This window comes from Streptomyces sp. NPDC002476, assembly GCF_042889785.1.
GTDB lineage: Bacteria > Actinomycetota > Actinomycetes > Streptomycetales > Streptomycetaceae > Streptomyces.
Map to the genome: position 1 here is coordinate 102,581 of NZ_JBIARH010000022.1, position 22,573 is coordinate 125,153.

Annotated in this window: 20 protein-coding genes and 1 pseudogene; 11 read left to right on the plus strand and 10 right to left on the minus strand. The window is 71.5% G+C overall.

Annotation, left to right across the window (positions count from 1 at the left end; all coding sequences use genetic code 11):
• Positions 1–15 precede the first annotated feature (15 nt).
• The 7 genes from nadC (at position 16) to ACFYXM_RS23875 (ending at position 4,745) form a co-directional block, all read left to right on the plus strand.
• Positions 16–1,083 carry a carboxylating nicotinate-nucleotide diphosphorylase gene (nadC, locus tag ACFYXM_RS23845; RefSeq protein WP_389292139.1) on the plus strand — a complete coding sequence of 356 codons (1,068 nt, stop codon included), beginning with the start codon at positions 16–18 and terminating at the stop codon, positions 1,081–1,083.
• On the plus strand, positions 1,083–1,880 hold the full coding sequence (locus ACFYXM_RS23850) for a type III pantothenate kinase (protein WP_389292141.1): 798 nt from the start codon (positions 1,083–1,085) through the stop codon (positions 1,878–1,880). The genes nadC and ACFYXM_RS23850 overlap by 1 nt, the downstream gene beginning before the upstream one ends.
• 138 nt (positions 1,881–2,018) lie before the next feature.
• Positions 2,019–2,609: a hypothetical protein gene (locus ACFYXM_RS23855; protein WP_389292181.1), complete on the plus strand. Its 591-nt coding sequence runs from the start codon at positions 2,019–2,021 to the stop codon at positions 2,607–2,609.
• An 84-nt stretch (positions 2,610–2,693) separates the two neighbouring features.
• Positions 2,694–2,870 (plus strand): hypothetical protein, encoded by a 177-nt coding sequence (locus tag ACFYXM_RS23860; protein WP_389292143.1) that lies wholly within the window; start codon positions 2,694–2,696, stop codon positions 2,868–2,870.
• 207 nt (positions 2,871–3,077) lie between these two features.
• Positions 3,078–3,698, plus strand: coding sequence for a BlaI/MecI/CopY family transcriptional regulator (locus ACFYXM_RS23865; protein ID WP_389292183.1), 621 nt, complete (start codon positions 3,078–3,080; stop codon positions 3,696–3,698).
• Positions 3,699–3,707: 9 nt separating this feature from the next.
• A complete protein-coding gene (locus ACFYXM_RS23870; RefSeq protein WP_389292144.1) occupies positions 3,708–4,265 on the plus strand; it encodes an amino-acid N-acetyltransferase in 558 nt (185 codons plus the stop codon).
• Between the two features lie 144 nt (positions 4,266–4,409).
• A complete protein-coding gene (locus ACFYXM_RS23875) occupies positions 4,410–4,745 on the plus strand; it encodes an Lsr2 family protein (RefSeq protein WP_389292145.1) in 336 nt (111 codons plus the stop codon).
• Here the strand turns inward: ACFYXM_RS23875 and ACFYXM_RS23880 are convergent.
• A pseudogene (locus ACFYXM_RS23880) lies at positions 4,724–5,322 on the minus strand (SCO3374 family protein). The gene ACFYXM_RS23875 and the pseudogene ACFYXM_RS23880 sit on opposite strands and share 22 nt — an antisense overlap.
• A gap of 461 nt (positions 5,323–5,783) precedes the next feature.
• Here ACFYXM_RS23880 and ACFYXM_RS23885 point away from each other — a divergent pair.
• Positions 5,784–8,312, plus strand: a complete 2,529-nt coding sequence (locus ACFYXM_RS23885) for an ATP-dependent Clp protease ATP-binding subunit (RefSeq protein ID WP_389292147.1) — start codon at positions 5,784–5,786, stop codon at positions 8,310–8,312.
• A 584-nt stretch (positions 8,313–8,896) separates the two neighbouring features.
• On the plus strand, positions 8,897–9,586 hold the full coding sequence (locus tag ACFYXM_RS23890; RefSeq protein WP_389292149.1) for a M23 family metallopeptidase: 690 nt from the start codon (positions 8,897–8,899) through the stop codon (positions 9,584–9,586).
• A 182-nt stretch (positions 9,587–9,768) separates the two neighbouring features.
• Here ACFYXM_RS23890 and cseC read toward each other — a convergent pair whose 3' ends face one another.
• The 6 genes from cseC to ACFYXM_RS23920 form a co-directional block, all read right to left on the minus strand.
• Positions 9,769–11,259 (minus strand): two-component system sensor histidine kinase CseC, encoded by a 1,491-nt coding sequence (cseC, locus tag ACFYXM_RS23895; RefSeq protein ID WP_389292185.1) that lies wholly within the window; start codon positions 11,257–11,259, stop codon positions 9,769–9,771.
• Entirely contained in the window at positions 11,148–11,852 is a 705-nt protein-coding gene (gene cseB, locus ACFYXM_RS23900) for a two-component system response regulator CseB (protein ID WP_389292151.1), read from the minus strand. Before cseB ends, cseC begins: the two co-directional genes overlap by 112 nt.
• Positions 11,853–11,863: 11 nt before the next feature.
• The gene (locus ACFYXM_RS23905; RefSeq protein WP_389292153.1) at positions 11,864–12,625 is read right to left on the minus strand and encodes a hypothetical protein; all 762 of its coding nucleotides are present in this window, start codon (positions 12,623–12,625) and stop codon (positions 11,864–11,866) included.
• Complete coding sequence (locus ACFYXM_RS23910) at positions 12,613–13,251, minus strand: SigE family RNA polymerase sigma factor (protein ID WP_389292155.1); 639 nt, start codon at positions 13,249–13,251, stop codon at positions 12,613–12,615. Before ACFYXM_RS23910 ends, ACFYXM_RS23905 begins: the two co-directional genes overlap by 13 nt.
• 183 nt (positions 13,252–13,434) lie before the next feature.
• On the minus strand, positions 13,435–14,337 hold the full coding sequence (locus ACFYXM_RS23915; protein ID WP_389292156.1) for an A/G-specific adenine glycosylase: 903 nt from the start codon (positions 14,335–14,337) through the stop codon (positions 13,435–13,437).
• Positions 14,338–14,586: 249 nt separating this feature from the next.
• The gene (locus tag ACFYXM_RS23920; protein ID WP_389292158.1) at positions 14,587–15,243 is read right to left on the minus strand and encodes a phosphatase PAP2 family protein; all 657 of its coding nucleotides are present in this window, start codon (positions 15,241–15,243) and stop codon (positions 14,587–14,589) included.
• Positions 15,244–15,453: 210 nt separating this feature from the next.
• On the opposite strand from ACFYXM_RS23920, the gene ACFYXM_RS23925 reads away from it, so the two are divergent.
• A complete protein-coding gene (locus ACFYXM_RS23925; protein WP_389292160.1) occupies positions 15,454–16,266 on the plus strand; it encodes a hypothetical protein in 813 nt (270 codons plus the stop codon).
• A 134-nt stretch (positions 16,267–16,400) separates the two neighbouring features.
• Here the strand turns inward: ACFYXM_RS23925 and disA are convergent, their stop codons facing one another.
• Positions 16,401–17,525, minus strand: a complete 1,125-nt coding sequence (gene disA / locus ACFYXM_RS23930) for a DNA integrity scanning diadenylate cyclase DisA (RefSeq protein WP_389292161.1) — start codon at positions 17,523–17,525, stop codon at positions 16,401–16,403.
• An 80-nt stretch (positions 17,526–17,605) separates the two neighbouring features.
• Positions 17,606–19,018 carry a DNA repair protein RadA gene (gene radA, locus ACFYXM_RS23935; protein WP_389292163.1) on the minus strand — a complete coding sequence of 471 codons (1,413 nt, stop codon included), beginning with the start codon at positions 19,016–19,018 and terminating at the stop codon, positions 17,606–17,608.
• A 304-nt stretch (positions 19,019–19,322) separates the two neighbouring features.
• Here radA and ACFYXM_RS23940 point away from each other — a divergent pair, with 304 nt between their 5' ends.
• A complete protein-coding gene (locus ACFYXM_RS23940) occupies positions 19,323–21,254 on the plus strand; it encodes a hypothetical protein (protein ID WP_389292165.1) in 1,932 nt (643 codons plus the stop codon).
• A 122-nt stretch (positions 21,255–21,376) separates the two neighbouring features.
• Here ACFYXM_RS23940 and ACFYXM_RS23945 read toward each other — a convergent pair whose 3' ends face one another.
• On the minus strand, positions 21,377–22,270 hold the full coding sequence (locus ACFYXM_RS23945) for a hypothetical protein (protein ID WP_389292166.1): 894 nt from the start codon (positions 22,268–22,270) through the stop codon (positions 21,377–21,379).
• Positions 22,271–22,573: the final 303 nt, after the last annotated feature.

Below are 22,573 nucleotides of genomic sequence, written 5' to 3' on the forward strand. Positions count from 1 at the left end.
CGAGGAGTCGCAACCGTGAGCACGCCCGAAGAGAATCCGCGCCCCGCTCCCGTGGACGTACCGCTGATCCAGATCGGTGCGCCCGCGCCCGCCGAGGGCGGCGGCTGCGGTGACGGCTGCGGCTGCGGTGCCGACGGGGCCCACGACACCGACGGATGGGAGTGCGGCCTCGACCCCGACCTCGCCCGGCTCCTCGCCGACGCGGGCCTGGACCCGGTCCAGGTCGAGGACGTCGCGCACGTCGCCCTCGCGGAGGACCTCGACGGCGGGATCGACGTCACCACCGTCGCCACGGTCGCCGAGGACGTCATGGCCACCGGCGACTTCACCGCCCGCGAGGCCGGCGTCGTGGCCGGTCTGCGCATCGCCGAGGCGGTCCTGTCGATCGTCTGCGCCGACGAGTTCACGGTCGAGCGGCACGTCGAGGACGGCGACCGGGTCGCCCCCGGCCAGAAGCTGCTGACCGTCACCACCCGCACCCGTGACCTGCTGACCGGCGAGCGCAGCGCGCTCAACCTGCTGTGCCGGCTCTCCGGCATCGCGACCGCCACCCGCGCCTGGGCCGACGTCCTGGAGGGCACGAAGGCCAAGGTCCGTGACACCCGCAAGACCACCCCGGGCCTGCGTGCCATGGAGAAGTACGCGGTGCGCTGCGGCGGCGGCGTCAACCACCGCATGTCCCTGTCGGACGCGGCGCTGGTCAAGGACAACCACGTCGTCGCGGCGGGCGGGGTGGCCGAGGCGTTCAAGCGGGTACGGAACGAGTTTCCGGACGTGCCGATCGAGGTCGAGGTCGACACCCTCCAGCAGGTACGGGAGGTCCTCGATGCGGGGGCCGACCTGATTCTGCTGGACAACTTCACGCCGCTGCAGACCGCCGAGGCCGTCGCCCTGGTCGGTGGACGCGCGGTCCTGGAGTCGTCCGGGCGCCTCTCCCTCGACACCGCGCGCGCCTACGCGGAGGCGGGCGTCGACTACCTGGCCGTCGGCGCGCTCACCCACTCCTCGCCGATCCTCGACATCGGCCTCGACTTCCGCGACACCGACACCGACACCGCCGACTCCGACGGGACCGACGCCTGATGCTGCTCACCATCGACGTCGGCAACACCCACACCGTCCTCGGCCTGTTCGACGGCGAGGAGATCGTCGAGCACTGGCGGATCTCCACCGACGCCCGCCGCACCGCCGACGAACTCGCGGTCCTGCTCCAGGGCCTGATGGGCGCCCACCCCCTGCTCGGCGAGGAGCTGGGCGACGGCATCGAGGGCATCGCGATCTGCTCCACGGTCCCCGCCGTCCTGCACGAGCTGCGCGAGGTGACCCGCCGTTACTACGGCGACGTTCCCGCGGTCCTCGTGGAACCGGGCATCAAGACCGGGGTGCCGATCCTCATGGACAACCCGAAGGAGGTCGGCGCGGACCGCATCATCAACGCGGCCGCCGCCGCCGACCTGTACGGCGGTCCGGCGATCGTCGTCGACTTCGGCACGGCCACCACCTTCGACGCGGTCTCCGCACGTGGCGAGTACACCGGTGGCGTCATCGCTCCCGGCATCGAGATCTCGGTCGAGGCGCTCGGCGTCAAGGGCGCCCAGCTCCGCAAGATCGAGCTGGCCAGGCCGCGCAGCGTGATCGGCAAGAACACGGTCGAGGCGATGCAGGCGGGGATCATCTACGGCTTCGCCGGCCAGGTCGACGGTGTCGTCGCCCGGATGAAGAAGGAGCTGGCGGACGACCCCGACGACGTCACGGTCATCGCGACGGGCGGCCTTGCTCCGATGGTGTTGGGGGAGTCCTCGGTCATCGACGAGCACGAGCCGTGGCTGACCCTCATCGGTCTGCGGCTGGTGTACGAACGGAATATCTCCCGGATGTAGCGGGCACCGGGCTCACCTGCGGGAACGGCGCGGCGGAACGGGGGCCGCCGCCGCGCCGCCGACGCCCAGTTAAACGGATTTTGTCCATTTAGCACGTATTGTCGCGTCATGCCCACGCCTTACGGATCACGCGGCGGTATGGCGTTCGGCGCGGACGAGCTGCGTGTGCTCCGACGCGCCCTCGCCGTCGCCCTGCACCCCGCCCCCCTGCCCGAAGAGGATGTCCAGGACTGCCTGCGGCTGGCGGGCGCGGTCGACGAGGCGGTGGGCGAGGCGGGACGGCTGCGCGCGTTCCTCCTCGCCGACCTCGCCCGCTACCGCGACGCCCTCCCCGGCTCCGCCAGTGGTTACCTGGAACTCCTCCAGGACGCCCTCGCGGGCGGGTACGACCCCTGTTCCGACGATCTCGCCGCGCTGCGCGCCCTGCGGCACCGGCCGACAGCGGCCGCGCTCCTGGAACGCTGCCAGGTGCTCGCGGAACGGTCGGTACGGGCCCGCCTCGCCGGGCGCGCCGTGCCCGCGGCGGCCCCCGCGCCCCGCAGCCGTCTCCTCGCCCTGCCCGGCGGCCGGACCGGCGACGCCGAACCCGAACGGCCCAGGACCCCGGAGAAGCCGCCCCGGCCCGCCCCGCCGTCCGAGCGCCCGGCGGCACCCAAGCCCTCCGAGGTGTTCCCGCCGCGCCGCCGCCCGGCCCCGCCGTCGCCGCCGAGGCAGCGGGCCGTCGGATAGCCGCCCCGCGCGAGACCGGACGGCCGTCCCGCCACCCGGAGGGTGCGCGTGGACGTCCGTACCGGCCTCGCTACCCTGGAAGCCATGGACTACGTATCGGCGCTCCTGCCCCCCGTGGTGATGGCAGTCTTCTTCATCGGCATCGTCGTGACGATCATCAAGAGCCAGGGTGGTCCCAACAAGGCCAAGGAGGACGCGGCCGCGGACGCGGCGATGAGCCGCTCCGATTCGGTCCAGGAGGCCCGGAGCGGCGGCGCCTGAGCGCTCCCCGTCCGGCACTCTCTACCCGGCACACTCCCGTACCCGGCACTCCGCGTCCGGCGGCATGCCTTCGGCGGTATGCGAAAGGGCGCACGGCTCGTCATGGCCGTGCGCCCTTTCTCGTCGCATGAATAACCGTGCATTTCGGACAATTGGCACTAAAATGCCATTGTGCCCCGTCCATTGGGAGAACTGGAAGACGCCGTGATGACACGGGTCTGGCAATGGAACCGTCCGGTCACCGTGCGAGAAGTCCTGGAGGACCTCCAACGGGAACGCTCCATCGCCTACACCACCGTCATGACGGTAATGGACAATCTCCATCAGAAGGGCTGGGTGCGCAGGGAAGTCGACGGCCGCGCATATCGATATACGGCGGTTTCCACCCGCGCCGCCTACTCGGCCGCGCTGATGAACGAAGCATGGTCGCGCAGCGACAACCCGGCGGCCGCCCTTGTCGCCTTCTTCGGCATGATGTCGGCCGAACAGCGCCAGGCGCTCCGGGACGCCATGCGGATCGTTCGCCCGGGTCTGCCGGACGCTCCGCCGCCCCCGGAGCGCGAAGTGCCGCACGAGCGGGCCGAAATCTCGTCCGAAGTTCCGGTACGGCCTCCGTCGGGCGAGCCGGAGGGCGAACCGGCGAACGCACCCGCGGGCGGGGAAGGGAGCCGGGAGGCCGGGGAACCGGCCGCGGACCGGCCCGCGCGACAGCCCGCCGACCGGGCCGGACGGCGAACCGGGGACCGGGCCGGACAACAGGGCGGACAACAGCCCGGAGAGCGGTCCGGTGTTCCGGCCGATGACGCCGGACCCGCCTCCGGGCGATAGCGTCGGGGTATGTCCTCTGAGCTTCCGCATAGCGATTTCCGTACCGGACCGTCGGTTATAAAGACGGCCGTCACCGTCCGGCGTGCCAGGACCAGTGATGTGCCATCGGTCCGCCGTCTCCTCGACGGGTACGTACGTGAAGGCATCCTGCTCGACAAAGCGACGGTGACGCTTTACGAGGACATCCAGGAGTTCTGGATCGCGGAACGCGACGAGGATGCCCGTGTCATCGGATGCGGTGCACTGCACGTGATGTGGGAAGACTTGGCCGAAGTGCGTACTCTCGCGGTCGATCACGGCATCAGGGGCGCCGGAGTCGGACATCAAGTACTGGACAAGTTGTTGCAGACCGCCCGTTGGCTGGGCGTACGCAGGGTTTTCTGTCTGACCTTCGAAGTCGACTTCTTCGCGAAGCACGGCTTCGTCGAGATCGGAGAGACGCCGGTCGACGGAGATGTCTACAGCGAGCTGCTGCGTTCCTATGACGAGGGTGTGGCGGAGTTCCTGGGCCTCGAACGAGTGAAGCCGAACACCTTGGGCAACAGTCGGATGCTTCTGCACCTGTGACGGCCACAAGAAGCCGTGGCCCTATGTCCGAATCGCGCATGTTTCCCGGCTTCTCGCGATCCTGAACCTCTGCCGAGGGTTTGTGTTTTCCGGAGAAAAGCGGTTTCCTTTCCGCGTACTGCATTTTCGATGAAAGGAAATCCGGTGGCACAGAAGGTTCAGGTCCTTCTTGTCGATGACCTCGACGGCGGCGAGGCGGACGAGACGGTCACGTTCGCTCTCGACGGCAAGACGTACGAGATCGACCTCACCACGAGCAACGCGGACAAGCTCCGCGGCCTTCTCGAGCCGTACACCAAGAGTGGCCGGCGCACGGGTGGCCGGGCGACGTCCGGTCGTGGCAGGGGTCGCGCCGTAGCCGGAGGCAACAAGGACACCGCGGAGATCCGCAAGTGGGCGCGCGAGAACGGTCACAACGTGAACGACCGCGGCCGTGTCCCCGCCGAGATCCGTGAGGCTTACGAGAAGGCCAACGGCTGAGCTGTCGACCCATCGGTCGGCCGCCCCGCTCGGGCACGCATCAACCTGGCCCGGTGGCACTCGGTTGCCACCGCGTCCACGAGCCGCACGAGATCGGGAGCATCCCCACCCCTGCTCCCGAGGCCGGCGAGGTCCGGGAGCCCGGCCCTCCCTCGCGCGGCAGTCCGGGGGGTCGCAACCACACCGCGGCCCCTGGCCGGCCCGCCGCCCCACCGGGCGGTGCCGGCGCCTCGATCCGACCGCCCCTGCCGACGGCGGTCAGTGAGAGGGCGACCCCGCCCCACTCCAGCCAGTCGAGCAGCCCGGGCAGTTCCCCGGCGCTCCCCGCCGCCACCAGCAGGCTCGTCCGGGAGCCGGTCGACGCCACCGGACCGGTGCGGCCCACCCGCCGCAGCACCGCGCGCCCCACGGCCGCGGGCACGTCGAGGACATCGAAGAGGAGACCGGTCGGCAGCCGCACCGGTGCGACGCCCTCGGTCGTCCAGCCGAGCTCGCGCTCGTACCACCGAGCCCAGCGCGCACCCTCGTCGTGCCCCTTCCCTCCGCCGTCGGGCGACGGCGGGGAGGTGTCGGCCATGCCGGAGGAACGTCCGGCAGCCCTCCGGAGTTACGTGGTGTTCACGTCCCGTTGTGCGGTGTGTCCGGAATGGGGGCGTATGGGCGGGTTGGGCGGCGCAAAAATGTTCGCCCGTAGCGGAGGGAACCGCCGCGCGTCGCATGGACTGTCTGTAATTGCGGGTATGACATCCCTAGTGGGGAGGGGCGACACGCGGGCCCGGACATCTCCCGTTCGCCAACGGCGTACTGGCGAAAGGCGTATCTGTCTGGCCTGCGGGAACATCGTCTCGCACCATCGGGTTGGAGCAGATGTCGGCGTTCGGACGACGGGGAGGCGGCAACTCCGTCCTCGCGGGAGCGGGGTGATCCGGCCGGTGTCGGCAGTTGGAATGAGCGGTCCCCGCTTGCGGGACTAAGCTGCGGAAGGACAGGGAGGGGACCGACCCCTTACTGCCTGACCGCTCTGAGGAGCGATTAACGATGTTCGAGAGGTTCACCGACCGCGCGCGGCGGGTTGTCGTCCTGGCTCAGGAAGAAGCCCGGATGCTCAACCACAACTACATCGGCACCGAGCACATTCTCCTGGGCCTGATCCATGAGGGTGAGGGTGTCGCCGCTAAGGCCCTGGAGAGCCTCGGGATCTCGCTCGAGGCGGTCCGCCAGCAGGTGGAGGAGATCATCGGCCAGGGCCAGCAGGCCCCGTCCGGGCACATCCCCTTCACGCCCCGGGCCAAGAAGGTCCTGGAGCTGTCGCTCCGCGAGGCCCTCCAGCTCGGCCACAACTACATCGGTACCGAGCACATCCTGCTCGGTCTGATCCGCGAGGGCGAGGGCGTCGCCGCCCAGGTCCTCGTGAAGCTCGGAGCCGACCTGAACCGGGTGCGGCAGCAGGTCATCCAGCTGCTCTCCGGTTACTCCGGCAGCAAGGAGGCGGCCACCGCGGGCGGACCCGCGGAAGGCACCCCTTCCACGTCCCTGGTGCTCGACCAGTTCGGCCGGAATCTCACCCAGGCCGCCCGGGAGTCCAAGCTCGACCCGGTCATCGGGCGCGAGAAGGAGATCGAGCGGGTCATGCAGGTGCTGTCCCGCCGCACCAAGAACAACCCCGTGCTCATCGGCGAGCCCGGCGTCGGCAAGACGGCGGTCGTCGAGGGACTGGCGCAGGCCATCGTCAAGGGCGAGGTGCCCGAGACCCTCAAGGACAAGCACCTCTACACCCTGGACCTCGGTGCCCTGGTCGCCGGCTCCCGCTACCGCGGTGACTTCGAGGAGCGCCTGAAGAAGGTCCTCAAGGAGATCCGCACCCGCGGCGACATCATCCTGTTCATCGACGAGCTCCACACCCTGGTGGGTGCGGGTGCCGCCGAGGGCGCGATCGACGCCGCCAGCATCCTCAAGCCGATGCTGGCCCGCGGCGAGCTGCAGACCATCGGTGCCACGACGCTCGACGAGTACCGCAAGCACCTGGAGAAGGACGCCGCGCTGGAGCGCCGCTTCCAGCCCATCCAGGTCGCCGAGCCCTCGCTGCCGCACGCGATCGAGATCCTCAAGGGTCTGCGCGACCGCTACGAGGCCCACCACCGCGTCTCCATCACGGACGAGGCACTGGTCCAGGCCGCGACCCTGGCCGACCGGTACATCTCGGACCGCTTCCTGCCGGACAAGGCGATCGACCTGATCGACGAGGCCGGTTCCCGGATGCGCATCCGCCGGATGACCGCGCCGCCGGACCTCCGCGAGTTCGACGAGAAGATCGCGGGCGTCCGCCGCGACAAGGAGTCCGCGATCGACTCGCAGGACTTCGAGAAGGCCGCGTCCCTGCGCGACAAGGAGAAGCAGCTCCTCGCCGCGAAGAACAAGCGCGAGAAGGAATGGAAGGCCGGCGACATGGACGTCGTGGCCGAGGTCGACGGCGAGCTGATCGCCGAGGTCCTGGCCACCGCGACCGGCATTCCCGTCTTCAAGCTGACGGAGGAGGAGTCCTCGCGTCTGCTGCGCATGGAGGACGAGCTCCACAAGCGCGTCATCGGTCAGAAGGACGCCATCAAGGCCCTTTCGCAGGCGATCCGCCGTACGCGGGCCGGTCTGAAGGACCCGAAGCGTCCCGGTGGCTCGTTCATCTTCGCCGGCCCGTCCGGTGTCGGTAAGACCGAGCTCTCCAAGACGCTCGCCGAATTCCTCTTCGGCGACGAGGACGCGCTGATCGCTCTCGACATGTCGGAGTTCAGCGAGAAGCACACGGTTTCCCGCCTCTTCGGTTCTCCCCCCGGTTACGTGGGTTACGAAGAGGGTGGCCAGCTCACCGAGAAGGTGCGCCGCAAGCCGTTCTCCGTCGTTCTCTTCGACGAGGTCGAGAAGGCCCACCCCGATATCTTCAATTCCCTGCTCCAGATTCTGGAGGACGGTCGTCTGACCGACTCCCAGGGTCGGGTCGTGGACTTCAAGAACACGGTCATCATCATGACGACCAACCTCGGGACCCGGGACATCTCCAAGGGCTTCAACCTGGGCTTCGCCGCCCAGGGCGACGTCAAGACCGGCTACGAGCGGATGAAGAACAAGGTCAACGAAGAGCTCAAGCAGCACTTCCGCCCCGAGTTCCTCAACCGTGTCGACGACACGGTCGTCTTCCACCAGCTCAGCGAGGAAGACATCATCCAGATCGTCGACCTCATGATCGCCAAGGTGGACGAGCGCCTGAAGGACCGCGACATGGGCATCGAGCTCAGCTCGGAGGCCAAGTTGCTCCTGGCGAAGAAGGGCTACGACCCCGTGATGGGCGCCCGGCCGCTGCGCCGGACGATCCAGCGCGAGATCGAGGACGTCCTCTCCGAGAAGATCCTCTTCGGCGAGCTGCGACCCGGCCACATCGTGGTCGTCGGCACCGAGGGCGAGGGTGAGGAGAAGAAGTTCACCTTCCGCGGCGAGGAGAAGTCGGCGCTGCCCGACGTTCCGCCGATCGAGCAGGCGGCGGGCGGCGCGGGTCCGAACTTGTCGAAGGACGCGTGACCGGACGCGTGAGAACGCCGTGAAGGCGCGATCGGGCGTCTGAACGACCGAAGGGGCTGCCCCGGACCGTTGGAAACGGTCCGGGGCAGCCCCTTTTCCATGTCTTCGGTCGGGCGTCTCCGTGCGTTCGGTCCGGCGTCGCACGCGTCGGTGCGGTGTCGCGCGCGGCGGTCGGACGCGGGGCCGGAGGTCCGGGATCGGACGCCTTCCGGGCCTGTCGGCGGTGACAAGGCACACAGCCTTTTCGGGACTACTACGGCCGATAGGGGAGAACGCCCTGATCGCGGCGGCGGCGTGCGCACCCGCGCGGGAGGGGCGTCGGGAACCGGTGCAAAAAAGCCGAGATCAGTATGTTTAGTCCGTTTATATAGGGTTTGAGCTGCGGCGGATCTGCTCCGGGCGGCGGCGTCGACGGGGTGGGATTCGGCGGTGAGCGGGGTGGACTCCGGGGCCCTCGCGAGCTCTCGGCTACGGCTTTTGTTCGTAGATGGGGGGTTTGAGCACCGGCAAGGGTGCGGGTTACCAAGGAACGGCCAGCCCGGCCGAAAGCGTCGGGTCCCGTCATCCCCGGAGGATTTCCGCATATGTCGAAGCGCGTTCCGTTCCAGCACTCCCGCCGCCCGTCCCTGTCCCGTGTCCGTGGCGCCGTGGTGGCAGCCGGCCTGGGAACGACGATGGCGCTCGGTGCGAGTGCTGCGTTCGCGGCCGGCACGATGGGCTCCCCCGAAGCCGCGAACCTGATCGACGGCACCGCCGCCCACTCGGTCGCCAAGCAGGCGGCCGTGCAGGGCAAGGCGGCCAAGGCCGCCGAGGCCGAGCGCGTGGCGGCCGTCAAGGCGGCCGCGAAGAAGGCGGCCTCCTGGGAGAAGCCGGTGAGCCGTTACGAGCTGAGCGCGAGCTTCGGCAACGACGGCAGCCGCTGGGCCCACAAGCACTCCGGCCAGGACTTCGCCGTTCCGGTCGGCACGAAGGTCACGGCCGCGCACAGCGGCGTCGTCGTGAAGGCCGGCCCGAACGGCGGCGGCGACGGCCCCGCGTACGGCAACGCCGTCGTGATCAAGCACGGCAACGGTACGTACTCGCAGTACGCGCACCTCTCGCAGATCGACGTCCACGTCGGCCAGAAGGTGACGACCGGCGAGCGGATCGCGCTCTCGGGCAACACCGGCAACTCCAGCGGCCCGCACCTGCACTTCGAGATCCGCCACACCGCCGACTACGGCTCCGCGGTCAACCCGGTCACGTTCCTGCACCAGAAGGGCGTCGGGGTCTGACCCGACCACCGTCGGGCCCGGAACCGGGCCTCACGGGTCACGCGTCCGGGCCTCATGGACCGGGAATCCGGACCCGTGGCAGACGCACACCTCGCGCGGCGGGCTCCCGGGGCACATGCCCTCGGGAGCCCGCCGCGTTGTGGTCCGGTCGCGTCGTGGTCCGGTCGCGTCGTGGTCCGGTCTCAGGCGCCGGACCGGGACCTGCCCGCCGTACCGCTCCCCGCCGCGTCGTCGTCCGCCGCGCGCTGCTCGGACAGGCGCAGGACCGGGAAGCTGCCGGTGTTCGTCGGCGCGTGCTCGGGCAGCCACAGGACGGCGATCGCCCCGCCCGCCCCCTTCGCCGCCCCCTCCGGGGCCGCGTTGCGGAAGGTCAGCCGGGCCCCGAGGACCCTCGCCTGACCGGCCGCGATGGTCAGGCCGAGACCGTGTCCGTGTCCCGCCCGGTCGCTGCTTCCGGTACGGAACCGGCTCGGGCCCTCGCGCAGCAGGGCCGCCGGGAACCCGGGGCCGTGGTCACGGATCCGTACCACCCGGCCCTCGACCGTGACCTCCACCGGGGTGGCACCGTGCTTCGCGGCGTTGCCCAGCAGATTGCCGAGGATGCGTTCCAGGCGGCGTGGATCGGTGCTCACCCATGACTCGTGGACGACCCGCACCCGTACGTTCGGGTCCAGCAGCGCGATCCGTCGGCTGACGAACTCGCCCAGCGCGATCTCCTGGAGCTCGGCCCGCTCCGAGGCGCTGTCCAGCCGGGCCACCTCCAGCACGTCCTCGACCAGGGTGCGCAGCGCCTGCGCCCGGTCCCGTACCAGCTCGGTGGGGCGGCCCGGCGGCAGCAGCTCGGCCGCCGTCAGCAGACCGGTCACCGGCGTCCGCAGTTCGTGCGCGATGTCCGCGGTGACCCGGCGCTCCGCCTCGATCCGCTCGTTCAACGCGTCGGTCAGCGCGTCCACCGCGCGGGCCAGCTCGTCGGTCTCGTCCAGGACGACTCCGCCGACAGCCTCCCGCACCCGTACGTCCGTGTTGCCCTGGGCGACCCTGCCCGCGGCCGCGGCGGCCTTGCGCAGCCGGCGCGACAGCTGCCCGCCGATCAGCACGCCCAGCGCACAGCTGCCGAGCACCACCGACACCGAGCCGATGATCAGCGCCCGGTCGAGATCGCCCATGATCTTGGCGCTGCGGCCGGTGAAACGGGTGTGCAGCGAGAGCACGTCGTCGTTGCCGACCGGCACCGCCGCCCACACGTCGGGCACCCCGTTCCGCAGTATCTCGACATGCGTGGCCCGGTGGTTCTTCCTGACCTCCGCGCGCAGGCTGCTCGGCATCGACGGGTCGTTGAGCTTGGCGCCGAAACGGGGGTCGGACTTCTGCGTCTTCTTCGCCTCGTACAGCAGATGCGCGTACGTCAGCCGTGTCAGCTGCACCTCGCGCGCGTTCTCCAGCATCGAGACCCGGGCGGCGTTGTGGACGACGAAGCTGAGCGCCACCGCGGTCAGCGCGCCGACCGCGGCGATCGCGATGCTGATCTTCCAGCGGACGCTCGTCCGCAGCGCCGGCCGCCTCATGGCCTGAGTTTGTAGCCGAAGCCGCGGACCGTCTCGATCCGGTCCTGGCCGATCTTGGTGCGCAGCCGCTGCACATGGACGTCCACGACCCGGGTGTCCCCGCCCCAGCCGTAGTCCCAGACGCGCTCCAGGAGCTTGTCGCGGGAGAGCACCGTGCCGGGCGCGGCGGAGAACTCCAGCAGCAACCGCATCTCGGTCGGGGTCAGCGCCACCTGCTCGCCGCCCCGGAGGACCTCCATGCCCTCGGTATCGACCTCCAGGTCGCCGAAGACATGCACCCCGCCGACGGGCCGGGACTCCGGTTCGCCGCCGCCCGGCTGCCCGCCCGAGGCGTGGCCGAAGCGACGCAGCACGGCACGGATCCGGGCGACCAGGACCGCCCCGTCGAAGGGTTTGGTGACGTAGTCGTCGGCACCGGCCTCCAGACCGAGCACCACGTCGATCGAGTCCGCGCGGGCCGACAGCATGATCACGGGGACCGTCGACTCGTCGCGGATGCGGCGGCAGAGGCTGACGCCGTCCAGGCCCGGCACCATCACGTCGAGCAGGGCGATGTCGGGGCGGTCGGCCCGGAACGCGTCGAGGCCCGACAGGCCGTCGGGCATCGCGGTGACGGTGAAGCCGTCGCGCTCCAGCGCGAGCTGGGTGGCCTCGCGGATGACGTCGTCGTCCTCGACGAACAGGACGTGGGTCTCGGCCATCGAAACTGCTCTCAGTTCCCCGCCGGCTCGGCGGATTCCGGAAGTCCGGCCGTTCCGCTGCCGACGGCTCGGTTGAAGTCGTTGTGCACGCGGTCGTGCTCATTGAACCGGTCGCCCGCCCAGCGGTAGGTGATCACATCCTCGCCCGAGGGGTACGCGACCGCGTCCTTCTTCTCGTACGCCTGGGCCGTCACCACCAGATCGCCGCGGTCGATGGTGCCGTACACGGCGGGCTGCTCCATCGCGAACACGTTCCGGTAGAGGCCGCCGGACTCCCTGCGGTACACGTACGTGCCGACGCCCACCGAATCGGCGCAGGTCATCACGTTCACCACGACATCGATGGAGGATCCGCCGGTCAGCGTTCCGTACGAGGTGTCCACCGGGTACTCGGAGCCTGCGCAGGGCTTCAGATCGGCCCTGACCCGCTCGCTGACCTTGGGGTCCTTCTTGATCAGCGTCACGGGGTCGACCCGGTACGTGGGCTTCGCCGTGGGCGCGCCGGGGCTCGGCGTGACCTGGGCGACCGGCTGGGTGCCCGCCGGGCCCTCGTCCCGGGTTCCGGTGCCGCCGCTGGAGCAGCCGGCCGCGAGCAGGGCGAGAGCGGTGAACCCGACCAGGGTCGTGGCGCCCGCCGTCCAGCCGATCCCGGCGGCCCGCCCGGTCCCCGCCGCGCGACCGCCCGGGGAACGGCCGCGGCGGACGGCGGCCCGTCCGGCCCCGTCCGCCACGCCGCGGTTTCCGCCGTCGTCACCGGCTGTCAGGCCGCGCACCGCTCCCGCCCCCGTTCGTCCATACGCCTGCCCGTCCGCTCCCGTACCCGGGTGCGCATCGCGGCACCGGGGACCGGACCGCGGTCGGCCGCCGGCGTCGGCCGCTCCTCGGCGAGCAGGGCCTCCCTGCTCGCCGCCTCGCGGCTCTCCAGCTCCTGGCGCAGGCGCGCCAGCGCACGGTGCAGCGTGCTCTTCACCGTACCGGCCGACATGCCGAGTGCGGCAGCCGTCTCCTCGGTACTCATCTGCTCCCAGTGTCGCAGCACGACGACGCTGCGCTGCTTGGGAGCCAGGACGCCCAGCACGTCCATCAGCAGGGCGCGGTCGGCCCGCTGCTCGGTGCCGTCCTCGACGCTCGCGTCGGGCAGCTGCTCGGTGGGCACCTCGTCCAGCTTGCGGGCTCGCCACCACTCGGTACGGGTGTTGATCATGACCCGGCGCAGGTAGGCGTCGGCGAGGGACTTGTCGGCGATGCCGTCCCAGCGGCCGAACGTACGGGCCAGGGCGGTCTGCAGCAGGTCCTGCGCGTCCACCGGGTCGGGGACCAGTCGGCGTGCGCTGCGCAGCAGTGCGTCCTGCCGGGTGCGCACGTACTCCTCGAACCCGAGTACCTCGCCCTGTGCCATTCCAACCGCCTCCGTCCCCGTGGAGCCCCGTTCGACCGCCGTCGCCCATCGATCGGTCGGGGCGACGTCGACGACGTTACGGAGCCGTTGTCACGAGGTTGTGCGGAGCAGCCATACGCTGACGCACGGCTGTCCATCGGTTGTGTAACAGCGGGGCCTACGAGGGTGGGACGGGGCGGGGGATCAGCTCAGCGGCAGCCGGTAGAGGCCGCCGGCCAGCGGTTCGACCAGGCCGTCCGCGACCAGGCCGTCCAGGGCGCGGGCGCGTTGCACGGGTTCGTCCCAGACCGCGTCCAGAGCCGACTGCGGCACCGGTGCCACGGCCTCGCGCAGCACGGCGAGCAGCCGTCCGCGCACCTGCCGGTCCGTCCCGGCGTACGTCTGACCGCGGCGCGGGGGCCCCTCGTGCGCGGGTTTCCCGGCCAGCCGCCAGGCGCACTGCGAGGCGATCGGGCAGCGCGTGCAGTCCTCGTTCTTGGCGGTGCAGACGAGGGCGCCGAGCTCCATCGTCGCGGCGGCCCAGCGGGCGGCGCGCTCGTCCTCCTCGGGGAGCAGCGCGCGGGCCAGCTTGCGCTCGGCGGCGGTGGTCGCGTTCGGCGGGTACTGGATGCCGGTCGCGGCCCGGGCGAACACCCGGCGGACGTTCGTGTCGAGTACGGCGTGACGCTGTCCGTAGGCGAACGAGGCCACGGCCGCCGCGGTGTACTCGCCGATGCCGGGCAGCGCGAGCAGCTGGGCGTGCTCGCTCGGTACGTCGCCGCCGTGCCGTTCCGTTATGGCCTGGGCGGCGCCGTGCAGGCGCAGGGCCCGGCGCGGGTAGCCGAGCCGGCCCCAGGCGCGGACCGCCTCGCCGGGCGGCTCGGCGGCCAGGTCGGCCGGGCGCGGCCAGCGGGTCATCCACTGCTCGTATACGGGGAGGACCCGGTTCACGGGGGTCTGCTGCAGCATGAACTCGCTCACCATCACACCCCAGGCGCCCGCTTCGGGACGGCGCCAGGGCAGATCGCGGGCGTGCTGTTCGAACCACCCGATGACGGGAGTGTGGAGGGAGGCGGGGGACGTCTGTGTCGCAGTCATGGCAGTCATCGCACGGACGATCCTGGCACGGAAGAACGGACGACGGTTCCGCGTACGGTGGTGTCGCTCCTCATGGGGGCCCTTGGGGTGATAATGCCACCCTTTTTGTCCCTCCGGTGTCCGGCAACCGGCCCAAGGGGGTGCCGGGGCGGGCCCGGCACCCGGGCCCGCCCCGGCGTCCCGGCCGCGAGGGCCGGCCGAGTCGCCCCGGTCCGTCCGGCGTCCCGGCCCGCCCCCGCGCCCGGTCCGTCCGGGTCGTCAGCGCCGCCCGGCGCGCCGCCGTCCCCGGCCGCTGCGCGGCACGGTGCCCGTGCCCGGACCGGAGACCAGGGCGGCTATCGGCGCCCCGCTGCCCCGTACGGTCAGGGCGAGCGACTGCGCCGGGCGGCGCAGCAGGAGGATCACCGCCGCCGACACCAATGCGCCCATGACCAGCCCGACCGCCACATCGTGCGGATAGTGCACCCCGACGAAGACCCGGGAGAAGGCCATCAGCAGGGCCATCGGCACGGTGAGCCACGCCAGCAGGGGCCGGCACATCGCCACGGCGACGGCCGCCGCACCCGCGATCGCGGAGTGATTGCTGGGGAACGACCAGTCGCCCACCGGCGGACACTGCACCAATGAGGCCGCCGCCCCGGCCACCGCGCGGCACGGGCGTTCCTCGGTCACCATCGACTTCAGCGCCTCGCTGGCCACGTAGCCGAACGCCGTCGCGACGGGCGCGAGCACCGCCAGCGCGAGGGCGCCCTCGTCGGCGCGGCGGGCCCGCCACCACCCGGTGATGAACAGGACGCCGAAGACCAGGAGACCGAACTCCGTCCATGCCTCGGCCAGATGTTGTACCCATGACGGCATGTCATGAGCAAAGTCGGTGACGTCCCGGTAGAGCGGGGCAGTGGCTGAACTATCCATGTGACAGAGGGTAGTCAACCGAACGGGGTGGTCTTCCCGGTGCTCCCTGGACGGGGAACGAGGGCGGGGAGGAAGGGGACGAAGGGCATGCAAGAAGTGGACGAGAAGAGGGGAGAGAAAGGGACGAACCGAGATGATGATCCGTAAAACTTCGCGGTCCGGCGGCGGGTGGGGCGGGAGTCGGCCCGGATCTCTCGTACAGTTTGCGGCGTGGGATCTTTGCGTAATCCGATCGGGCCGCTTCCCTCCTCCATCTACTGGCGCCGGAGGGCCGTGGCGCTGACGCTCGTCGCGTTGCTCGTCCTGCTGATCGTATGGGCCGTCACCTCCAACGACAGCAAGGGGAACACGGACGACTCGCGGTCCGGCGGGTCGTCTCCCGTCCGGTCGATCACCCCGGGGCCCACCCCGTCGGGCCCGGCGCTCACCCAGCAGCCGGGCGGACGCGACGAGTCGGACGAATCGGATGGCGGTGGTACGGGCACGGGCTCCGAGGGTGGCGCGAGCGGTGCCGGCACCGCCGGTACGGGCGCCGGCAGTGGTCCGGACAACGGGACCGAGGGCGTCGGGGGCGACAGCGGCGCGACAGCCGCCCAGCAGCTCCCCGCGAACTCCCCGCTCCCCGCCTGCACGCCGGGCGCACTCCAGTTGAGCCTGAACACCGAGATCAGCTACGCCCCCGACGAGAAGCCGAAGTTCCGGCTGGTCGCCAGGAACACCTCGTCCGCCGACTGCAAGGCCGACCTCGGACCGAAGAACACGGTGCTCACCGTCACCGAGGCGGGGGGCGACGACAGTCAGGTGTGGTCCTCCAAGGACTGCCCGAGTGCCTCAAGAAGCGTGCTGCTGAGGATCCCGGCGGGCGCGACCGTCGTCCACACCGTGGAGTGGGACCGCAAGGAGAGCGACGCGCACTGCGCGACGAAGCCCGCGCGCTCCGCGCACCCCGGTACGTACCTGGTCGAGGCGAAGGCGCCGGGCGAGCCGGTGCAGCGGGCCTCGTTCGTCCTCGCGAAGGACTGAGCGGGCCCACGAGGCGCTGAGAGCCTGTCGGGCGACCTTCCGATCGGGCGCCGACCGCATCTGGACCAGGTCGGCCGCTCTGTCCCCACCGGACCGCTCTCGGTCGCGCCGGACCCTTCTCGGGCGTACCGCTCTCAGACGTACCGTTCGAGGATCGACGACTCGGCCAGCCGTGAAAGCCCCTCGCGCACGCTGCGCGCCCGGGCCTCGCCGACCCCGTCGACCGTCTGGAGGTCGTCCACACTGGCGGCGAGCAGCTTCTGCAGGCCGCCGAAGTGCTCCACCAGCCGGTCGATGATCGCGTTGGGCAGCCGCGGCACCTTCGCCAGCAGCCGGAATCCGCGCGGCGATACCGCGGAGTCGAGCGTCTCCGGAGAGCCGCTGTACCCCAGCGCCCGTGCCACCACGGGAAGTTCGAGCAGCTCGGTGTGGGTGAGCCCGTCGAGCTCGGTCAGCGCCTCGGCGACCGTACGGGACCGCTTCGCGGTCGGCTCCGGCACGTAGTCGCGCACGACCAGCTCGCGCTCCGGCTCGACGCCCGCGATCAATTCGTCGAGCTGGAGCGAGAGGAGCCGGCCGTCGGTGCCCAGCTCCACCACGTACTCCGCGATCTCGGCGGCGATCAGGCGGACCATCTCCAGCCGCTGTGCCACGGCCGCCACGTCCCGGACCGTCACCAGGTCCTCGATCTCCAGCGCCGACAGCGTGCCCGCGACCTCGTCGAGGCGGAGCTTGTACCGCTCCAGGGTGGCGAGCGCCTGGTTGGCCCGGGAGAGGATCGCGGCGGACTCCTCCAGGACCCGGCGCTCCCCGTTCACGTACAGCGCGATCAGGCGCATGGACTGAGAGACCGAGACGACCGGGAAGTTGCACTGCTTGGAGACCCGGTCGGCCGTGCGGTGGCGGGTGCCGGTCTCCTCCGTGGGAATGGAGGCGTCCGGGACCAGCTGCACGCCGGCGCGCAGGATCTTGGTCATGTCCTTGTCGAGGATGAGTGCCCCGTCCAGCTTCGCCAGCTCGCGCAGGCGCGTCGCGGTGAACTCCACGTCCAGCACGAACCCGCCGGTGCACATCGACTCGACGGTCTTGTCCATGCCGAGCACGACCAGTCCGCCGGTGTTGCCGCGGAGGATGCGCTCCAGGCCGTCGCGCAGCGCCATTCCGGGCGCGACGGCGGACAACGAGGCGCGCATCAGCGCCTCGCCACCGGTGCTTTGGCCGGACTTTCCGGGCGATGTTGCCCGGTCGCTGGCTGCCACTGCACTCCTCCGGTCGCGGGTTGGCGGTGCCCTTGTGTTCCTCAAACCGTTCGTACGGACGGGCGAGACCAGGGCAAAGTCTACCGGCGCGCGTTCTCCTCCTGGGGGGCCTGTGCGCGAGACCGGCGCGGGAGGACTCTCAGGGCATCACCCATATCGGCGACTTCTATGACCTTCATGCCGGCCGGAACCCTTCCAGGATCGGTCGGAACCAGGGCGTGCGTGAAGCCCAGACGGTGCGCCTCGGCGAGCCTGCGCTGGACCCCCGTGACCCGTCTGACCTCGCCCGCGAGGCCCACTTCGCCGATCGCCACGAGGTTCTTGGGAAGGGGGGTGTCGCTCGCCGCGCTGGCCAGCGCCAGCGCGACCGCGAGGTCCGCAGCGGGTTCGGAGAGCTTCACGCCGCCGACCGTCGCGCTGTAGATGTCCCGCTTGCCGAGCGCGCTGATCCGGCCGCGCTGCTCCAGCACCGCCAGCATCATCGAGACCCGGGACGTCTCCAGCCCGGAGGTGGTGCGCCGGGGCGACGGGATCTGCGAGTCGACCGTCAGCGCCTGGACCTCGGCGACGAGCGGGCGCTTGCCCTCCAGAGTGACGGTCAGGCAGGTGCCGGGCACGGGCTCGTCGCGGCGGGTGAGGAACAGGCCGGAGGGGTCGGCGAGGCCGGTGATGCCCTCGTCGTGCAGCTCGAAGCAGCCGACCTCGTCGGTCGCGCCGTACCTGTTCTTGACGCCCCGCACGAGCCGCAGCCGGGCATGGCGGTCGCCCTCGAAGGACAGCACCACGTCGACGAGGTGCTCCAGCAGCCGCGGCCCCGCGATCGCCCCCTCCTTGGTCACGTGGCCGACCAGGAGCGTCGCCATGCCGCGCTCCTTGGACGCCCGGATGAGCGCCCCGGCGACCTCCCTCACCTGCGCCATGCCGCCCGGTGCCCCGTCGATCTCGGGGGAGGCGACGGTCTGCACCGAGTCGAGGACGAGGAGCGAGGGCTTGACGGCGTCCAGATGGCCGAGGACCGCCGACAGGTCCGTCTCGGCGGCGAGGAACAGATGGTCGTTGATCGCCCGGATCCGGTCGGCGCGCAGCCGTACCTGGCTCGCCGACTCCTCGGCCGTGACGTACAGCGTGCGGTGCTCCTCGCTCGACGCCTTGGCGGCCACGTCCAGCAGCAGCGTCGACTTGCCGACGCCCGGCTCGCCCGCGAGCAGCACGACGGCCCCCGGGACGAGGCCGCCGCCGAGCACCCGGTCCAGCTCGCCGACACCGGTCGACCGGGCGGTGGCCTGCCGACTGTCGACCTGGCCGATGGGCAGCGCGGCGCTGCTCACCCGCCCGGCCGCGGTGGTCCGCACGGCGGGGGCGCCGCCGAACTCCTCGACCGTCCCCCACGCGTGGCATTCGGGGCAGCGGCCGAGCCACTTGGCGGTGGTCCAGCCGCACTCGGTGCAGCGGTAGGACGGTCGGTCCTTCGCGGTTTTCGTACGGGCAGCCATGACGCAACCGTATAGGCGGGGTACGACGGTGCCGTCGGGCACCGTTCGGGAACGGCGGCGAGCGCGGGCGTGCGCCCACCTGTGCCGCTGCCACATCCGGCGGAATAGTGGATTCCGACGCACCGGATCGGGGCTGGATCGCGGCTGAATCGATGCTGGAACACGGCCGGATCGGGGCGGAACGGCGGTGGATCGGGGTTGAATCCTGGATTCCTGTCCCCTTTCGAGCGATACGTTCACCCGTAAGGGTTAAATGTGCTGAAGGGGCGCCAAAGGCGTGCTGCCTGCTGCCTACGGTCACCGGATGATGAGCAGCAGGCTGGAGCCTCCTACGCACACCACCGGCGCACACCGGTTGCGACATCGTGCGCCCCACTCCTCGACGCAGCCTGTGCCGCAGTGGCTCCCGGTGCGCTGCGAGCCGCATCTCGACGGCCTGTTCACCTACTGCCTCTCCGTGCTCTGCGACCACGACGCCGCCACGGAGGCGCTCGGCGGTGTGCTGGCGATCGCGGAACGCCAGGAGGGGCGGTGCCCCGAGGGGGAGGAGGAACGTAAATCCTGGCTGTACGCGCTGGCCAGGTGGATGTGCCTGCGCATGCTCACCGAGCGGAAGCAGGGCCACCGGGGGCATCACCACAGGGCGGGGAAGCCGTCCGCGAGGCAGCCGGCCGAGCAGGCGGCGAAGCGCGGACGGGAGGCGAGGCGGGAGGCGAAGCGGGCGGGCGGCCCCCCGGGCAAGCAGCCGGACGGCCCGATCGCACAGGGGGCGCGCTCCGGGCGCCGTACGCTCCCCGCCGTCGTCACGACGGTCCCCGCCCCCGATCCCGCTTCCCGCCTCGAACCCGCCCCCGCTCCCGCCGCCTTCGTGCCGGGTGGTGCGCCGGCGGTCCGGGAGCGCGCCGCCGAATCCGGGGCCGCCGCCGAGGCGCACCGTCGCGAACTCGCCCAACTGGCCTGGCCCGAGGCGGCGGGCACCACGCCCGAGCAGCGCGAGGCGCTCGAACTCGCCGTGCGCCACCGCCTCGGCCCGCGCGCCGTCGCCTCCGTGCTGGGGCTCGAACCGGCGGCCGCCCGCGAACTCCTTGCCGCCGCCGCCTGCGAGGTGGAGCGCACCCGTGCCGCTCTCGCCGTCGTCGAGTCCGGCAACTGCCCCACCGTGGCGCGGCTCACCGGGGGCCATCGGGTCCTGCTCTCGGCGACCCTGCGCCGGGAACTCGTCCGGCACGTCGACGACTGCCCCCGTTGCCGCCGGGCCGCCGAGCGGGCCGGTGCCGACGGCCCCTGGCCGGGCGCGGCCGTTGCCCAGGACACCGCGCTGCCGGTCGTGCCCGCGCCGCGGCCCTCCGCGTACGTGGCGTTGGTCCACGCCCGGCGGAACCGGTCCGGCGGGCCCCGGTTCGACCGGGCGGGCTTCCCCCTGCACCCGAAGGACCACGCCGCGCGCCGGGACCGGCTGCGGGCCAGGGTCGTGACGACGACGGTGGTGGCCACGGTCGTCGCCGCCCCGGTGATCGCGCTGTGGACCGCCTACCGCGGTGCTCCGCTGACCGGCGAGGGGCACGAGGGCTCCTCGGTCGCGGCGACCGAAGCGGACCTCCGCCACGAGTTCGACGACCCGCGCGACCACTACGAGAACGCGGGGAACGCCCGGCCCGGTCCCGGTTCCGGCGCGGGCCGCGCGGCGGACGTCCATGCCGAGGTGATCGGCGCGGGCCGGATGCCCGGTGCGGCCGGCGGGCTCACCGTCGAGGCCCGTTCGTACGGGGCCACCACCCTGATCCGCCTGACCGCCCCGGGCGGCGCCCCGGTCGCCTGGTCGGCCCGCGCGGACGTGCCGTGGCTGCGCCTCAGCAGTTCCTCGGGCACGCTCGCCGCGGGCGAGAGCGTCACCGTACGGGTCCTGGTGGACCGCTCGCGCGAACCCGCCGGCCGGTGGAGCGCGCGCGTCGCCCTCACCCCCTCGGGCTCCGTCGTGGCCATCCGGGGGAACGGGGCGACGGTGCCGTCGCCCGGGGGCCCGGCCCGCCCGGGTGTGCCCGGCCCCGGCCCGTCCGTACCCCCGTGGCAGCCCACGTCCTCGCCGGAGCCCACGCGGCCGGCCGACCCGACTCCCACGCCGACCGACCCCGCGCCGTCACCGACGGAACCGGCTCCCACCGAGCCGGAGCCGACCCCGGACCCGACGGGTACGGCGCCGCCCACCGAACCGGACGGCTCCGCGCGGAGGCGCTGAGGACGGAGCGGGGCGGTCCCGGCCGACCGGGCCGGCCGGGACGAACCCCGCCCCGGCCGGTCCTCAGCCGTTCCTCCGGCCCGGCCGCCCCTCCGGCCCTGTCCGGGCCCTTCTCGTCCCGCTCAGGCCCGATCGGCCGGGTGATCCGCCGGGTCCGCCGGGTGCGGGGCCATCGGCAGCAGCGAGGCCATCCGCTCCTCGCACAGCTCCGCGAGTCGCTCGTACCCCTTCTTGCCCATCAGCTCGGTCAGTTCCGGGCGGTACGACACGTACACCGGCTTCCCGGCGCCGTGCGCCGACGTCGCCGAGGTGCACCACCAGTGCAGGTCGTGACCGCCCGGCCCCCAGCCCCGGCGGTCGTACTCACCGATCGACACCTGGAGCACGCGCGTGTCGTCGGGCCGGTCGATCCATTCGTACGTGCGCCGGATCGGCAGCTGCCAGCAGACGTCCGGCTTGGTCTCCAGGGGCTCCCGGCCCTCCCGCAGCGCCAGGATGTGCAGCGAGCAGCCCGCGCCCGCGGCGAAGCCCGGACGGTTCTGGAAGATGCACGAACCCTTCCAGCGCCGCGTCTGGCGTTCCCCGTCGTCGTCGACCTGGACCCAGCCCGTCGCCGTGCCGATGTCGTGGAACTGCCACAGCTCGGGGGTCAGCCGCTCGACGTGGCCCGCCACGCGCTCCTCGTCCTCCTCGTCGGAGAAGTGCGCGCCCAGCGTGCAGCACCCGTCGTCCGCGCGGCCCGCCTGGATGCCCTGGCAGCCACTGCCGAAGACGCAGGTCCACCTGGAGGTCAGCCAGGTCAGGTCGCAGCGGAAGACCTGCTCGTCGTCGGCGGGGTCGGGAAACTCGACCCAGGCGCGGGCGAAGTCGAGGCCGACCTCGTCCTCGGACCGGACCGGTCCGTCCACTTCCTGCCGCCGCATCTCCTGCTTCGATTCCTGCCGCTTCGTGTCCTGCTTCTTCGCGTTCTTGGTCTTCGCGTTTTTGCCCGGCTTCGCCTTTTTCGTCTTTGGCACGCGCCCAGGGTAACGACCTGGGGAACAAGAGGGAGTGGATCGGCGAGCGGCGTCGTGCGGCTTCGGATCCAGGGCGGAGGAGGGAGGCGGATGGGGTCTCCCCTGCCCGAAAGCAGCTGAGAGCTCGGGGAAGGAGCGTCGGTGACCGACGACGCGGGAGGCGGAGTCGCAGGGCGTCGGGAGCCCGCTCCCTCCTGCTCCCCAGGTCGTAAGAGGTCGCGCGGATAGGTGGGTCGGCGTCGCGGGGCGATGGGCGGCGCCCGGCGGCGTTGTCGTCGGTCGACGACTCCCCCATGGCCCGAA

Excerpts from the sequence above, each read along its gene's own strand:
- ACFYXM_RS23850 (WP_389292141.1), top strand. The coding sequence starts at position 1,083 with ATGCTGCTCACCATCGACGTCGGCAACACCCACACCGTCCTCGGCCTG.
- ACFYXM_RS23855 (WP_389292181.1), top strand. The coding sequence starts at position 2,019 with ATGGCGTTCGGCGCGGACGAGCTGCGTGTGCTCCGACGCGCCCTCGCC.
- ACFYXM_RS23860 (WP_389292143.1), top strand. The coding sequence starts at position 2,694 with ATGGACTACGTATCGGCGCTCCTGCCCCCCGTGGTGATGGCAGTCTTC.
- ACFYXM_RS23865 (WP_389292183.1), top strand. The coding sequence starts at position 3,078 with ATGACACGGGTCTGGCAATGGAACCGTCCGGTCACCGTGCGAGAAGTC.
- ACFYXM_RS23870 (WP_389292144.1), top strand. The coding sequence starts at position 3,708 with ATGTCCTCTGAGCTTCCGCATAGCGATTTCCGTACCGGACCGTCGGTT.
- ACFYXM_RS23885 (WP_389292147.1), top strand. The coding sequence starts at position 5,784 with ATGTTCGAGAGGTTCACCGACCGCGCGCGGCGGGTTGTCGTCCTGGCT.
- ACFYXM_RS23890 (WP_389292149.1), top strand. The coding sequence starts at position 8,897 with ATGTCGAAGCGCGTTCCGTTCCAGCACTCCCGCCGCCCGTCCCTGTCC.
- cseB (WP_389292151.1), bottom strand. The coding sequence starts at position 11,852 with ATGGCCGAGACCCACGTCCTGTTCGTCGAGGACGACGACGTCATCCGC.
- ACFYXM_RS23910 (WP_389292155.1), bottom strand. The coding sequence starts at position 13,251 with ATGGCACAGGGCGAGGTACTCGGGTTCGAGGAGTACGTGCGCACCCGG.
- ACFYXM_RS23915 (WP_389292156.1), bottom strand. The coding sequence starts at position 14,337 with ATGACTGCCATGACTGCGACACAGACGTCCCCCGCCTCCCTCCACACT.
- ACFYXM_RS23920 (WP_389292158.1), bottom strand. The coding sequence starts at position 15,243 with ATGGATAGTTCAGCCACTGCCCCGCTCTACCGGGACGTCACCGACTTT.
- radA (WP_389292163.1), bottom strand. The coding sequence starts at position 19,018 with ATGGCTGCCCGTACGAAAACCGCGAAGGACCGACCGTCCTACCGCTGC.
- ACFYXM_RS23940 (WP_389292165.1), top strand. The coding sequence starts at position 19,323 with ATGATGAGCAGCAGGCTGGAGCCTCCTACGCACACCACCGGCGCACAC.